Origin of the sequence: Kandleria sp. (assembly GCF_017934775.1) — a bacterium.
GTDB classification, from domain to species: Bacteria; Bacillota_I; Bacilli_A; order Erysipelotrichales; family Coprobacillaceae; genus Kandleria; species Kandleria vitulina.
Genome location: NZ_JAGBIX010000063.1, coordinates 1 through 15,074, shown reverse-complemented (window position 1 = coordinate 15,074; position 15,074 = coordinate 1). Strand labels below are relative to the sequence as shown.

Genomic DNA, 15,074 nt, shown 5'->3' with positions numbered 1-15,074 from the left:
TTATGGGTGCATTTTTAACGAGTATTGCAGATTTCATGTGGGGGACATGGATGACTGTTCTTCTTCTTGGAATGGGAATATATCTTTCTATTAGATTTAAGTTTATGTATAACTTCAGACGTATTGGTTTTCATTTTAAGAACACTTATGGAAAAATGTTGAAGAAGGGAGAAGGAACAGGAAGTGTTTCAGGGTTTGCGGCTGCCTGTACAGCGATGGCCAACACCATCGGTGTCGGGAATATTGGTGGCGTAGCCACAGCCATCGTATCAGGCGGACCGGGAGCTATTTTTTGGATGTGGGTGTCTGGCCTTTTCGGGATGTCTACGAAGGCATGTGAGATTATTTTAGGTCAGCGCTATCGTGTGAAGTATAATGAGTCGATGGATGAATATATGTGCGATCGCTCTTTTGTAATGAAGAATGCGCTAGGATGGAAGACAGGTGCTTTATTATTGGGGGTTGCCTGTTTTGTACTTGGTCCTTGGACTTGTTCAGTTCAAAGTGAAGCGGTAACGAGTTCTTTATTTGAAGCTTTTCATATTGATACACGTTTGACTATTATTGTATTAGGAGTTAGCTGTTTTATTACGATATTTGGAGGATTAAAGCGTATTTCAGCAATCATGGAACGTGTTGTTCCATTTATGACAATGCTTTATATTCTCGGCGGAATTGGTATTCTTGTTACACATTATGATGCTATTATTCCAGCATTGACATTAATTGTAAAAAGTGCCTTTACACCAATGGCTGGTATCGGTGGATTTGCTGGGGCGAGTGTTAAAGAAGCTGTTCGTTTTGGGATCGCAAGAGGGCTTTATTCTAATGATGCTGGTACAGGATATGGGATTATTGCTCATGCGAGTGCTAAGACTGATCATCCAGTAAGACAGTCCTCATGGGGCTGGGGAGAAGTCTTTCTTGATACTATTGTTGTCTGTTCAGTGACAGCTTTATCTATCATCGTCACAAACGTCTATATTGACTATCCTAAGACGACTTCTGCTCAGTTGACTACAGTTGCCTTCAAAACGACATTTGGACGCTATGGAGGCTATTTCATGGCTATTGCGATTGCGGTATTTGCATGGACAACTATCATTGGAATGTATTATAGCTGCGAGAAATCTGTCAATTATGTATTTGGGGATACGTTCGCCAACAAAGTGGCAACACGTATTTATATGATCTACTATCTTATCCCATGTGTGCTTTTCTATAATGTAGAAGCAACATCACTTTGGGCTATGACAGATATTTTGTCCGCTGTCTATGTTATTATGACAATGATCTTTATTGTTATGAAACATAATGAAATTCTGCGATTATTTAACGATTTCTGGTATCGTTATCTTCCAGGAAAATAAGGAGAAAAAACTATGCGTACATCATTAAAAGAAACATTAGAAAAAACAAATATATTAGTTATTGATGGCTCTATGTCTACCGCTTTGGAAGCTCTAGGAATGGATCTTTCTAATAAATTATGGAGTGCAACTGCACTTATTGAACATCCTGAAAAAATCAAGGAAGTCCATAAATACTATTTTAGAGCTGGCGCTCAGTGCGGTATTACATGTAGTTATCAGGCTTCTATTCCAGGATTAATGGAAGCAGGATATACAGAAAAAGAAGCTGAAGATTATATCACACTATCAGTTGAACTGTTTAAACAGGCACGTCAAGAATGGTGGGATGAAGAAGCATCAGAAGATGATATCTGGCCACTTTGTTTAGGGGCTGTTGGTCCATATGGCGCCTATTTAGCTGATGGCAGTGAATATAAAGGACAGTATAAAATCTCTGATGAAGAACTACGTCATTTCCATAAACGACGCATTGAACTATTATGGGATGCAGGTGCTGATCTGATTCTCTTTGAAACTGATCCATCTTTAAGAGAAGCATTAATTGAAGCTAATTTAGCAGAAGAATTAGGTGTTGATTACTGGATCAGCTTCTCATGTCGTGATGATATTCATACCTACGAAGGACAAGAAATCAAGGAATGTGCTATTGCCTTAAAAGACCATCCTCATCTACAGATGATTGGTGTCAATTGTACATATCCAACACATATTGAGAATCTTATTTTAACTTTAACAAAATATGCGGATGTACCAGTTGCGGTTTATCCAAATAGTGGTGATATCTATGATCCAAAAACAAAGACATGGTCTCCTAATAAAGATCATGTATCATTTAAGGATTATGCATTACTATGGATGAAAGCTGGTGCTAAAGGGGTAGGTGGATGCTGTACGACAAAAGCAGAACACGTATCTGATATTAAAAAAGCAAAAGAGATTTATCTTAGTGATCAAGTAAAAAAGATTAAGATATAAAAATCCTAAATTATTGAAAGAAAAGTCCTTTGAATGGGACTTTTCTTTTAAATTTATATGTTGTATAATTTGCAGTGAAAACTACATAAAGGAGTATTATCATGATTGATATTGCAAAGTTAAGAGAAAATCCAGAAGCGGTTAAAGAAAATATCAAGAAGAAGTTCCAGGATCATAAACTTCCTCTTGTAGATGAAGCTGTAGAATATGATAAAAAATTAAGAGAAGCAATCACTAAAGGTAGTGAACTTCGTGCTGAAAAGAATAAGATCTCAAAGAGCATCGGTGCGCTTATGAGAGAAGGCAAGAGGGAAGAAGCTGAAGAAGCTAAGGCTAAAGTTAAATCCATCAATGAACAGCTTCCTAAGCTTGAAGAAGAAGAAAAAGAATATAATGAAAAATTAACTGAAGTTATGTATCAGATTCCTAACTTCATTGATCCATCAGTTCCAGTAGGAAAAGATGATTCAGAAAACGTTGAAGTACAGAGATTTGGTGAAGCTAAGGTTCCTGATTTCGAAATTCCTCATCATGCGGATATTATCGCAAGAGTTAACGGAATGGATAAAGAATCTGCTGGTAGAACTTCAGGTGAAGGTTTCTATTACTTATTAGGAGATGTCGCTCGTTTACACGAAGCAATGTTAGCGTATGCGAGAGATTATATGATCGATAGAGGATTCACTTATGCTATTCCTCCATTTATGATCAGATCATCAGTTGTTAATGGTGTTATGTCATTTGAAGAAATGGATGCCATGATGTATAAGATTGAAAATGAAGACTTATTCTTAATTGGTACATCTGAACATTCAATGATCGGACGTTTCCAGGGTCAGATTGTTAAATCAGAAGATCTTCCAATTAGAATGACATCTTATTCTCCATGTTTCCGTAAAGAAGGCGGAGCTCACGGTATTGAAGAAAGAGGATTATACCGAGTTCATCAGTTCGAAAAAGAAGAAATGATCGTTTTATGTGAACCAGAAAAATCAATGGAAGAATATGAAAAGATGTGGAAATATACAGTTGAAGTATTCACTAACATGAATGTCCCAGTAAGACAGTTAGAATGCTGCTCTGGTGATTTAGCTGATCTTAAAGTTAAATCATGTGATGTTGAAGCATGGTCTCCAAGACAGCAGAAATACTTTGAAGTTGGTTCATGTTCTACATTAGGTGATGCTCAGGCAAGAAGACTTGGTATCAGAGCTAAGAACGATAAGGGTACTTACTATCTTCATACATTAAACAATACAGTAGTCGCTACTCCAAGAGGATTAATTGCGGTTATTGAAAACAACTATAATGAAGATGGATCAATCACAATCCCAGAATGCTTAAGACCATACATGGGTGGCAAGGATAAGATTGTTCCTTCAAAATAATTTTCTAGCTGCTGGCATTATGCCAGCAGTTTTTTATAAATGAAGTTATATTAAAATGTTAAAATAGAAGAAATAAAGTGGATAATGATACATATCTTTATATTTCGATGCGTTTATTTTAATCTTCAATCAACATAAAATATGCATATTTCCCTTTATTTAAGGGAAATATTGTATGTTTTGATAAATATATTTAAAAGGTCTCAAAGCAACAAAATCAAACAAAATGAAAAACGGGTTGAAAAAGTGGGATAATATGCTATAATAATTCTTGCCATTACAATAGATGCATCTGAACCATGTCAGGACCGGAAGGTAGCAGCATTAAGGATCAACTTCTATGTGTAGTGGCATTTTTTAATGAGGTAGAAAAATGAATGATGAATACTACATGTCATTAGCAATCGAAGAAGCAAAAAAAGCAGCTGATGTTAACGAGGTTCCAGTAGGAGCTGTTATTGTCTATAATGATCAGGTGATTGCTAAATGTCATAACTATAAAGAACATTCTAATAGAACAATTGCTCATGCGGAGATTCTTGCGATTGAGAAAGCCAATTGTTATTTTGATTCATGGTATTTGAATGATTGTACTTTGTATGTGACATTGGAACCATGTATGATGTGTACGGGTGCCATTGTGCAGTCACGGATTAAAAGGGTAGTCTTTGGTGCTGCTGATTCACGCTGGCCAGGTATGTCTACTTTGTTAAATGATTATACATACAACCATGAAGTAGAGCTTACTTCAGGGGTATTGAAGGAAGAATGTTCAAGTATTCTTTCTAATTATTTTCGCAGTAAGAGAAGAATCTGTTGATTCTTCTTTTTAAGTATCATTTCATGTATAATGAAGAAGGTGATGAATAATGGCATATAAATCTTTATATAGAACATATAGACCACAAACATTTGCGGATGTTTCTGGTCAGGAAGCAATTATAACAACATTGAAGCATGCGATTAAAGAAAACAAGATTGCGCATGCCTATTTGTTCTGTGGTCCACGTGGAACAGGGAAAACATCGGTCGCAAAACTGTTTGCGAAAGCTGTCAACTGTTCAAGTGATGATGCGCCTTGTGGTGAATGTGAGAACTGTAAGGCAATTGAAAAAGGTACGCATCAGGATGTAATTGAAATTGATGCTGCCAGCAATAATGGGGTAGAAGAAGTCAGAGATTTAATTGAAAAGGTCAAGTATGCACCGGTTCAAGGTAAGTATAAAGTATACATTATCGATGAAGTTCACATGATGTCTACAGGGGCATTTAATGCCTTATTAAAGACATTAGAAGAACCACCTGCTCATGTTATTTTTATTCTTGCGACAACTGAACCACATAAGATACTCCCTACAATTATTTCACGCTGTCAGCGTTTTGATTTTAGCAGATTGACTGATCAGGAAATTGTAGGTCGTATGGAAACTGTTATGAAAGAAGAAGGCAAGACTTATGATGAGGGAGCACTTTCCTTGATTGCTAAGCTTGCCAATGGGGGAATGCGTGATGCGCTTTCTATTCTTGAACAATGTTTAGCTTACAATGATGATCATTTAACTGAAGAAGATGTTAATTCTATCTACGGTATTGTATCTTTATCCGATAAGATTGATCTAATTAAAGTGATCTTATCTAAAGATATGAATAGAACATTGGATATTATTCATAAGATGGATTCTAGTGGTATTGATGTAAAACGATTAACATATGATATTATTGATATCTTAAAAGATGTTGTTATTTATAAGAATACACATAATGTTGGAATACTTTCAGTATTATCAGAAGGATATATTGACAGTATAGTTCCCTATATTACAAGTGATGATGCTTTATCTTTCATTGATATTCTATTAGCAGCTACTGAGAAATATGCCCGTTCAGTTAATCCTGATATCTACTTTGAATTAGCTATTCTTAAGCTTTGTAACCAGGATCACAATGTACAGGTTGTCGAAGTAGAAAAGAAAGCTATCCCCGAAAATAAGGTTAAGATTGTAGAAGAAAAATCAGATGAAGAGCCTGCTCCTATAGTAGAAGAGAAAGAAGTTGAAGAACCAACTCCGGTAGCAGAAGAGAAAGAAGTTGAAGAAACTTCAATTGTAAATGAAAAAACAGTTGAAGAAGAAAAGCCTGTCTTCCAGTTTGAAGAAAAAGAAGAAGTAGAAAAACATGATGATAATATTGAAGTCGATCAAGCTGATATCATGAACATACTTGTACAGGCTGATCGCCACATTCTTAATCGTATTCAGGAAAAATGGCCAATTGTAAAAAGATATATGGCCAATATGAACACTGCAAAAGCTGCAAGCATGTTAGCGAGTGGTAAGCCGGTAGCTGCATGTCATGGTGGTCTGGTTATATCATATGAGTTTATGCCAGAAGTAAATGCAGTAAATTATTATAAGAACTATAAGCAGCTTGCTTCATTGTTGCATGAAATATTTAATGAAGACTATCGCTTTGTTGCTATGCAAGAAAAAGAATGGCTTGCAATGCGTAATCACTTCATTGAATTGATGAAGAAGAAAGCATTGCCTAAACCAGGACCAATTGTATTGAAACATATTGATGGTCATGATTTAAACAACGTAGAAATGAGTGATGCTCAGAAATTTGCGGTAGATCTATTTGGATCTGACCTCGTTGAATTTTCTGAAGACTAATAGAAAGGAATAAACATGGAATATCCAAAAACATTTGAAGAGCTAATGGAATGCTTTAAGATGCTGCCAGGCATTGGCGCAAAGGGAGCAGAAAGAATGGCGTATCATGTTCTTTCTATGAATGATGATCAAGTAAATCGCTTCTCTCACGCATTGACTGACTTCAAGAAAAAGATTCATTACTGTAAAGTATGCGGTCATATTTGTGAAGATGATGTGTGTGAAATCTGTAAAGATGAAGAAAGAGATCACCACACAATCTGTATTGTAGAGTCTCCTAAAGACGTCTTTGCGATGGAAAAGCTTAAAGAATTTCATGGTGTATATCATGTGCTAGGAGGAACAATCTCTATCATGGATGGGAAGACAATGGATGACTTGAATATTCAGTCATTGTTGGATCGTCTAGATGAGAATACGAAGGAAGTCATTATTGCGACTAATCCTACAAGAGAAGGGGAGACAACTGCTCTGTTCCTTGCTAAGCTTCTAAATAAAAAGAACATTACGATTTCTCGTATTGCTAATGGATTGCCTATTGGCAGCAGTCTTGATTATGCGGATGAATTAACATTGTTAAGATCATTGGAGGATCGTAAGAAAATATAGATATGTTTCACGTGAAACATATCTTTTTATATACTTCTACGCAAACAATTATGTCTTTAATATTGAAGAATTTTTTTATATAATATTGAAGTGGAGGTTTACATCATGAAAGGTTTGTTTATTACAGTTGAAGGCGGAGACGGAAGTGGAAAAACAACGGCTGCACTTCGATTGATTGAAAAACTAAAGAAAGAAGGATACCTGGTTACCTATACAAGAGAACCTGGTGGTGTTGCAATTGCAGAACAGATTAGAGATGTCATTGTAGATGTCAATAATAAAGAAATGGATGCGAAAACAGAAGCATTGCTTTATGCTGCAAGCAGACGACAGCATCTTGTTGAAAAGGTTTTACCAACTCTTGAAAAAGGGGGTATTGTGATCTGTGATAGATTTATCGATAGTTCACTTGTCTATCAGGGAATCGGAAGAGGTCTTGGTGTTAAAGAAGTCTATGAAATGAATCTCTTTGCAACTGAGAATGTTCTTCCTGATTTAACAGTCTTCTTTGATGTTAAGCCTGAGATTGCTTTAAAAAGAGTTATGTCAGATGATGAACGTGAAGTAAATCGTCTGGACCTAGAATCATTAGATTTCCATCAGAAAGTCTATGATGGATATCTTGCTATATGTGAAACATTTAAAGATCGTATTAAGAAGATAGATGCTAGTCTAGATAAAGATGGTGTTTATCAGCAGTTAGAATCATTGGTAGAAGGTCGATTATGCAAAATAAAGAATTTCTAAAAAAAACACAGCCTGTCCTATATAGGATCTTAACAAGAAGCTTCCAGGAACATAAGCCTTCCCATGCTTATATGCTTGTTGGCAACAATACAGAAAGCATTACGACATTCTTGGCACAGAGCATTATCTGTGATAATGATGTACTCGCCTGTGAAGAGTGCGAAGATTGTCGTCGTATTAAAGAAGGAATCTATCCTGATCTCATTGTCTATGATGGAAATGAATCTTCTATTAAGAAGGATGATGTTGAATATATTCAATCAGAATTCAAGAAGTCTTCTTTTGAAGGAAAAGAGAGAATATATATATTAAAGAATATTGAGAATTCTTCTCCATCCGCAATGAACAGTTTATTGAAATTCTTGGAAGAACCTCAGGAAGGGGTATTTGCGATTCTGACAACGAAGAATGTCAATAAGGTATTACCTACTATTCAATCGAGATGTCAGGTTATCCATCTTTTACCTGAATCAAAAACAAGTATCCAGCTTTCTCTTATGAATGAGAATGTAGATGAAGAAGATGCAAGTGTATTATCTCAGCTTTTTCATTCTAAAGATGCCTGCATGGAAATGAAGGATAGTGAAGTTTATGAGGATACTAAGATCTATGCATTGAATTTTGTAGAAGACCTTTATCAGAATCCTGGTAATCTTTTGATTAATACACAGGTGACATTAATTAAGAAGTATAAGAACGATAAGAATGTTACAAGATTGTTCTTGAATATGCTTGTGCTTGCATTGAGAGATTTGTTTCACGTGAAACATTCTATCCCATTGACATTTACAAAGCATAAAGAATTATTTGCTGCATTACCAGAAGATCAAAAAATACTGAAAAGAATAGAGTTAGTATTAGATACTATTTATTCTATAGATACAAATGCGAACCTTTCTTTACTGATGGATAGTATGGTCTATAAAATGATGAAAGGAGTGTAAACATGGAACGATTGGCAGCTGTAAAGTTTAACAATGTAGGGAAGTTCTATTATTTTTCTACAACGTTAGATTTGCACAAAGGAGATAAAGTTGTAGTAGAAACAATCCGTGGTCTTGAACTAGGGGAAATGATTTCAGAATTGAAAGACATTTCTGAATTCAAGTTGAATGCGGAACTGAAGCCTATCAAAAGAAAAGCTAATAGAGCTGATGTGGAAGTTTATAGTATCAATAAGATCAAGGCAGAAAAGTCATTTGAGATCTGTAAAGATATCATTGAGAAAAGTGGCTTGGATATGAGATTGATTAATTGTGAATATACATTGGATGCTTCTAAAGTAATCTTTATGTATACTGCAGATGAAAGAGTAGATTTTAGAGAGTTGCTTAAGAAGTTAGCAAGTGTCTTTAAATGTCGTATTGAATTAAGACAAGTAGGACCAAGAGACAAAGCAAAGATTGTTGGTGGTCTTGGTACTTGTGGTATGCCACTTTGTTGTAATTCATTTTTAGGAGAGTTTGATGGTGTTTCTATCAATATGGCTAAGAATCAGCTTCTTGCTATTAATATTGATAAGATATCAGGAGCATGTGGCAGATTATTATGCTGTCTTAAATATGAAGATGAAGCATATACTGATTTAAAGAAGAAGTTCCCTAGAATTGGAACCAGAACGACATTTGAAGGTCATCAAGTTAAAGTTACTGGATTGAATGTTATTAGTGGATTGGTTAAGTTTATCGATGAAGATAACAGTGTAAGATTTGTTTCTCTAGAAGAATTTAATAAGAACCAAGGAAAAGAGAAAAGAGAACATCGACTACCAAGAGAAGAGAAGAAGGCTACAAATGAAGAAAAGGGACATGCTAAAAAGCAGTCTAAACAAGAAAAGCCTTTTAAGAAGAAACCAAATAAACGTAAACCACATAATAAACAAAATAGAAATCGTAAGAAAGAGAATGTAAAGAATGAATCAAGAAGTCACTAATTATCTTCTTGCTTATGAGAATATGAAAATTATCCAAAGAAAAGATATGTTTAACTTTTCTTTGGATACTGTTTTATTAGCGAATTTTTGTTCTATCAATAAAAACGTTGAAAAGATTATTGATTTTGGAACAAATAATGCAGCTATTCCTTTATTGTTATCGAATAGAACTACGACAAATATTGTTGGGGTAGAAATACAGGAAGAAGCTGTTGATTTAGCAAGAAAGAATGTTGCTCTTAATAACCTGGAAAACCAGATCACAATTGTAAATCAGGATATTAAGGAGTATGTTAAAAACAATAGAAGAGTAAAGCTTGTGGTTTGTAATCCACCTTTCTTTAAGTTAGGGGAGAAGAGTCATTTAAATGATAATGAATATCTTCAGATTGCAAGACATGAGATTGCCATCACTTTAGAAGAGATCATCGCAAGTGCTTCATTTATCCTTGATCATGGAGGAAAGTTTGCAATGGTCTATCGTCCTGATCGTCTTATTGAGACAATCAATCTTTTACAGAAGTATGATCTTGAACCTAAGAGATTGCGTTTTGTTTATCCTAAACAGGGAAGAGAAGCTAATACTTTCCTTATTGAAGCCATAAAGAAAGGGAAGATTGGTCTTCGTATAGAAGCTCCGCTCTACAGTCATAATGAAGATGGATCATATAGTGATGAAGTGATGAAATATTTTGGAGTTGATAAAGATGTATAGACAATCAAGTTTTAAAAATGATAAAGCTTCGCTTTATTTAGTACCAACACCAATTGGTAATTTAGGAGAAATGACAATTCGTAGTATTGAAGTATTAAAGAGTGTCAATTATATTGCCTGTGAGGATACTAGAAATACAATTAAGCTGTTGAATCATTTTGATATTAAAGCTAAGCTTATTTCTCATCATGAACATAATCTTCATGTAGCTATTCCTAAGATTCTTCATTTATTAGAAGAAGGGGAAAATATCGCAATTGTAAGTGATGCTGGTTATCCTGCAATCAGTGATCCAGGATATGAGCTTGTAAAAGCTGCTATTGATGCTTCATATAATGTAGTACCCATTTCAGGATGTAATGCTGCATTGGATGCACTTGTGGTTTCAGGAATTGCACCTCAGCCATTTATGTTCTATGGGTTCTTATCTCATGAAAATAAGAATAAGAAGAAGGAACTTGAAGAACTTAAGAATCAGATGATGACTATTGTTTTCTATGAAGCACCTCATCGTATTAAGAAGACTTTAACAGTTATGTTGGAGATTCTTGGTGATCGTCATATTGCCTTATGTAGAGAGTTGACTAAGAAGCATGAAGAGATTATTAGAGGAACAATAAGTGAAGTTCTTGAAATTTGTGATGATCTAAAAGGTGAAATGGTTATTGTCGTTGAAGGGGCAAAGGAGATTGTAGAAGAAGAGGTCTTTGAACAGTCTATAAAAGAGCATGTGCAGTCGTTTGTAGATAAGGGGATGTCTGCTAAGGATGCTATTAAAGAAGTCGCTAAGATTAGAAAATTAAAGAAAAATCATGTATACGAGGAATATCATAGCTGATATTCCTCTTTTGAAAAAAAGAAAACGCTCATGCGTTTTCTTAATGATAATCTTCCAAACTACGGGAAATCGACTTTTCTGTTACTTTCAGTGGGATTCTGGAATTGTTTTTCAGACCCGCTCTTTTTTGATTTGTGGGAAAGGTATGAGGTACAATAGTATCATACCAATCGTTCAACTTCGCCTGAAGAATTGGTACTGTGTCAAGATTTAGTAGCAGAGCGTCTTGGCATTTTCTTGTCTTGATTGATTCATGCCTACATTAGACGCGATACGGTCCAGAAGAAGACTATACACATTGCACTTGGAATACGTACCGATGAACTGAATTGAATGGAGAAAGTGATCAATATTGTTTATTCAATGTCAATGATCCAGAAATGTCTGCTTCATGTGCAGGAAACATCAGCAGCAAATGTCGTGCAAGTGATCGTACTGAAATCACTGAAGACTTCTATGCTGTCATACTTTGGATGACAATAACAATACACAGGATCAGCTACCGAGCTTCAACAGGAAGTGGAGCAGAAAGCATCCCAAGATAATCGACTCTCTCAGGAGCATCAACATGTACATCTCCTATGATTTTCCAAAAGAAATAACAAGCAACATCTACACTACGAACATGATTTAAACCTACAACAAGCAGCTCAAGCGATGCTTCAAGGTCAAGGAACAGTTCCCTACAGAACTATCGGAAGAAAAGTTTCTTGTATCACAATTTGAACGCTATAACGAGAAATTCCTTCCCGAATCCATAGAGGATTCGAGAAGTCACTGAAGAATAGAAGATGCTTACTGTTGAATGCATTAAGAAGAAAAATCAGACAAAAATCCAAAAATGGAAATCATGAAATTACATAAAATTCTTGACACTATCTGTAATTTTGGAAAACAGAAACAATTTTTGTTTGTATATTGTTGTCTATATTTTTTTATGTTATCATTTAGATATAAAAGGCAATGATAAGCTGGAGTAATTTTATATGAAATTGATTTTTTGTTTATGTTCTCATTTGTATTTTTTATTGATAAAAAAGATTACTATGCTGTTACTTGAGAGGAGTTGAATAGTATTTTGAAAAAAAGTGCTTTAAAATATTTAGTGTTACAATATTGTGCACTTGCTTTGTATTACATTTCTACTTTAATGGTGTCTAATTATTTGAAAGTAAGTGACAGTGGTGCCAATCCACTTTCTCTTGCACGTGATGCAATAGTTATTGTGATTGGAGCCCTTCTGTTATCATCATTCTTTACGCTAGACAAAGTTAATATGTCTATCATTCTTGTTAATATTATTGTTTTAATTTGCTTATCTTTGTTTATCTGCATTAAACCAATGATGTTTGCGTCAAGTTCTCATTTTTTATTTTTAATATTCATATTAATTGGCATGAATTTATATTATTTATTAAAGAAGCAAAATTGATTCTGAATAAATTTTTCATAGTATTTTGTGCATTTTTGTCTTTCTTGATTACAATGTCTTCAGTTTATGCTAGTAATTTTAAACCATCTATTACCGCTATACCTTTAATGAATGTAAAACATGGAAATGAGGAAAAAGTATTACATACATTAAAAAATAAGCGAACTCGTCCAGTGGCGTAATGAGCGTAATGTAAAGATAACCAATTCGGGTGGTTAGAATTTGGCCAATTTTGGCCAGATTTGATCATTCGATTAGTTATCTTTTTTCATTTATACTATGACTTCTACAAAACATACAGGAGGTCATAGTAATGGAACTAAATTTTGCAGGAGAATTAAACATCATGATTGAGAAAGGCATAATGCCAAACTTTTCCGATCTTTCAAGAAGATATAAGATAGATCGCAAGACAATACGAAAATATTATGTTTCAGGAGGAATCCCAAAAAGAAAGCATATGAAGAGCTGATTTGACAGATACAGGGATGAGATCGAATGGAACTACAATTCATTTAAATCGTACACACGAGCCCATGGCATAAGCCTAAGAAAGTTCGCAGTTCCGCATTCTGCCTATGAGACTCCCTCTGGGGAACAGCTGCGCATCATTCCCATGTCATCAATATCGTTGGCCCATCCTATAGGAGTAAAAACATTCTGACGAAAGCAGAAGAACCAAAAAGCAAAGAATACTAACCACCCGAATTGGGGAAATTTTCATTGATATCATTACTGAAAACTGATGTTTGAGTTGTACTAAATCTTGACACAATACCACACCGGCTACTCCAACTGGCATCGCTTCAGGAACAAGGTACTGCTCTGCCTCAATTCAGAGATGACGTTCTTCCTGGAGCCCCAGCCGACAAGCAGGGAATGGATAAACGAAAAAAATGACAAAAAAGGACTGATATCAGTGATGATATCAGTCCAAACCGATAATTTTGATTTTATCTTTCCACTTTCGTGGGAAAGGCATACCCTAAAATTTGTGATACCAATCAATCAGAATCCCCCGTTATTCGGAACTTGCCTTCTTAATAAAGTCTTCGATAGTTATGTACAAAGCTTGTCCATCTTCCTGATAAAGTAGCTACCTTAACACACTGGTTAGGATCTTGACCATGAGTAGAAGAACCACGACCTGATGCATGAACAAAGTGATCATTGCCAATATAGATACCAATATGAGCAACACCTGATCCATATGAGAATGTGATAACATCTCCAGGAGAAAGGGAAGCACGGCTGACGGATTTACCCGAAGCGGCATATCCTGCAGCAGTAAGACGTCCAATACCGATACCTGCTTTGTTATAGGCCCAATAGACTAGACCTGAACAATCATAGTATGTAGGTCCTGTAGCACCCCAATAATAGCGATGTCCAAGCTGTGTTAATGCAGCACTTGCAATAGCTCTACCAGTTGCTGAACCTTTACCTACAGTACCACTGTAAGTCACACGAGAAGCACGATCACGTTCATACATGGCTTCCAGTGCAGCATCGACTTTAGATTGTGCTGAATTGTATTTTGATTTCAGCTGCTGCTGTTCAGCCAATTGTTTTTGCTGCTGTGCTTTAAGTTCAATATAGTGGTTAGCTAATTCCTTCTGCTTTTTCTTTTCTTCCGCAAGTTTAATCTGTGCTTCAGTCATAGCCTTAACTTGTTCCTGTTTTTCTTTTTTCTTCTGTTCAATTTCTTCAGCTAACTGTTTTTCATAAGAAGTAAGCTGTCCCAAGCTTGCTAATCGTGAATATAGATCACTGATTGATTTTGATTCAAGAAGATAAGATATAAAAGTATTCGTATTGTAAGTTGACTGCATACTATACATACGAGAACCAATCTGTTTAACTTTTGTATCAATTTCATTCTGATAGTTCTGGATTGTTACTTTATAGTATTCAATTTGTTTTAATAGTTCTGTAATACGATCAGTAAGTTCTTCAACTTTCTTGTTAGTCTCTTCAATGTTATTGCTTGTCTTATCGATATCAGCCTTGCTGTTATTGATGCTGCTTTTAAGATTAGCTGTCTTATTCTTTAAGTATTTATTAAATCTTTTGCAGACTTTTTCTTTTGATTTAGTAAGTGTTGCTGAAGAACATAATGAGATATATTCATCTTCTTTCCCGCTAAACTCATCTGCCTGTATGGTCTTTGATTGCATCAAAGAGAAAGATAAAGCAAATGCAAGAGAAAGAATGAAGGCTTTTTTCATAAAATTCCCCCTTAAATAATTTGGTAGTGTCAAAAATCTATATCACATAGCACTAATACACTACCCTCAATTTTATCTATATAAACAGTAAAATGATTACTGAGTATATCTTAGTAATCATCTTTTTTCGTATTTAACTAAAAAAGATGAAACAACCTGTGTTA

Annotated in this window: 15 protein-coding genes and 1 other RNA gene; 15 read left to right on the top strand and 1 reads right to left on the bottom strand. The window is 35.1% G+C overall.

Going from position 1 to position 15,074, the window contains the following annotated elements:
• The first annotated feature begins 2 nt into the window (after positions 1-2).
• The 15 genes from J6L95_RS06755 (at position 3) to J6L95_RS06685 (ending at position 13,154) form a co-directional block, all read left to right on the top strand.
• Positions 3-1,370, top strand: a complete 1,368-nt coding sequence (locus J6L95_RS06755; RefSeq protein WP_287458567.1) for an alanine/glycine:cation symporter family protein — start codon at positions 3-5, stop codon at positions 1,368-1,370.
• A 12-nt stretch (positions 1,371-1,382) separates the two neighbouring features.
• Entirely contained in the window at positions 1,383-2,348 is a 966-nt protein-coding gene (gene mmuM, locus J6L95_RS06750; RefSeq protein WP_287458566.1) for a homocysteine S-methyltransferase, read from the top strand.
• A gap of 101 nt (positions 2,349-2,449) precedes the next feature.
• Positions 2,450-3,736: a serine--tRNA ligase gene (serS, locus tag J6L95_RS06745; RefSeq protein WP_287458565.1), complete on the top strand. Its 1,287-nt coding sequence runs from the start codon at positions 2,450-2,452 to the stop codon at positions 3,734-3,736.
• Positions 3,737-4,005: 269 nt separating this feature from the next.
• Positions 4,006-4,095: signal recognition particle sRNA small type (gene ffs / locus J6L95_RS06740), an RNA gene on the top strand.
• Positions 4,096-4,109: 14 nt separating this feature from the next.
• Complete coding sequence (tadA, locus tag J6L95_RS06735; protein ID WP_287458564.1) at positions 4,110-4,556, top strand: tRNA adenosine(34) deaminase TadA; 447 nt, start codon at positions 4,110-4,112, stop codon at positions 4,554-4,556.
• A gap of 49 nt (positions 4,557-4,605) precedes the next feature.
• Positions 4,606-6,408, top strand: coding sequence for a DNA polymerase III subunit gamma/tau (gene dnaX, locus J6L95_RS06730; protein WP_287458563.1), 1,803 nt, complete (start codon positions 4,606-4,608; stop codon positions 6,406-6,408).
• A gap of 15 nt (positions 6,409-6,423) precedes the next feature.
• Positions 6,424-7,017, top strand: a complete 594-nt coding sequence (gene recR / locus J6L95_RS06725; protein ID WP_029070828.1) for a recombination mediator RecR — start codon at positions 6,424-6,426, stop codon at positions 7,015-7,017.
• 105 nt (positions 7,018-7,122) lie between these two features.
• Complete coding sequence (tmk, locus tag J6L95_RS06720) at positions 7,123-7,764, top strand: dTMP kinase (RefSeq protein ID WP_287458562.1); 642 nt, start codon at positions 7,123-7,125, stop codon at positions 7,762-7,764.
• The gene (locus J6L95_RS06715; RefSeq protein WP_074686253.1) at positions 7,743-8,708 is read left to right on the top strand and encodes a DNA polymerase III delta subunit-related protein; all 966 of its coding nucleotides are present in this window, start codon (positions 7,743-7,745) and stop codon (positions 8,706-8,708) included. The genes tmk and J6L95_RS06715 overlap by 22 nt, the downstream gene beginning before the upstream one ends.
• Before the next feature lie 2 nt (positions 8,709-8,710).
• Positions 8,711-9,697, top strand: coding sequence for a PSP1 domain-containing protein (locus J6L95_RS06710; RefSeq protein WP_287458561.1), 987 nt, complete (start codon positions 8,711-8,713; stop codon positions 9,695-9,697).
• On the top strand, positions 9,678-10,412 hold the full coding sequence (locus J6L95_RS06705; protein ID WP_287458560.1) for a tRNA1(Val) (adenine(37)-N6)-methyltransferase: 735 nt from the start codon (positions 9,678-9,680) through the stop codon (positions 10,410-10,412). The genes J6L95_RS06710 and J6L95_RS06705 overlap by 20 nt, the downstream gene beginning before the upstream one ends.
• A complete protein-coding gene (rsmI, locus tag J6L95_RS06700) occupies positions 10,405-11,250 on the top strand; it encodes a 16S rRNA (cytidine(1402)-2'-O)-methyltransferase (protein ID WP_287458559.1) in 846 nt (281 codons plus the stop codon). The genes J6L95_RS06705 and rsmI overlap by 8 nt, the downstream gene beginning before the upstream one ends.
• 329 nt (positions 11,251-11,579) lie before the next feature.
• Entirely contained in the window at positions 11,580-11,795 is a 216-nt protein-coding gene (locus tag J6L95_RS06695; RefSeq protein ID WP_287458558.1) for a hypothetical protein, read from the top strand.
• Between the two features lie 533 nt (positions 11,796-12,328).
• Positions 12,329-12,682, top strand: a complete 354-nt coding sequence (locus J6L95_RS06690; protein WP_287458557.1) for a hypothetical protein — start codon at positions 12,329-12,331, stop codon at positions 12,680-12,682.
• Between the two features lie 313 nt (positions 12,683-12,995).
• Positions 12,996-13,154: a hypothetical protein gene (locus J6L95_RS06685; protein ID WP_287458556.1), complete on the top strand. Its 159-nt coding sequence runs from the start codon at positions 12,996-12,998 to the stop codon at positions 13,152-13,154.
• A gap of 568 nt (positions 13,155-13,722) precedes the next feature.
• Here J6L95_RS06685 and J6L95_RS06680 read toward each other — a convergent pair.
• The gene (locus J6L95_RS06680; RefSeq protein ID WP_287458555.1) at positions 13,723-14,910 is read right to left on the bottom strand and encodes a C40 family peptidase; all 1,188 of its coding nucleotides are present in this window, start codon (positions 14,908-14,910) and stop codon (positions 13,723-13,725) included.
• Between the last annotated feature and the right edge of the window lie 164 nt (positions 14,911-15,074).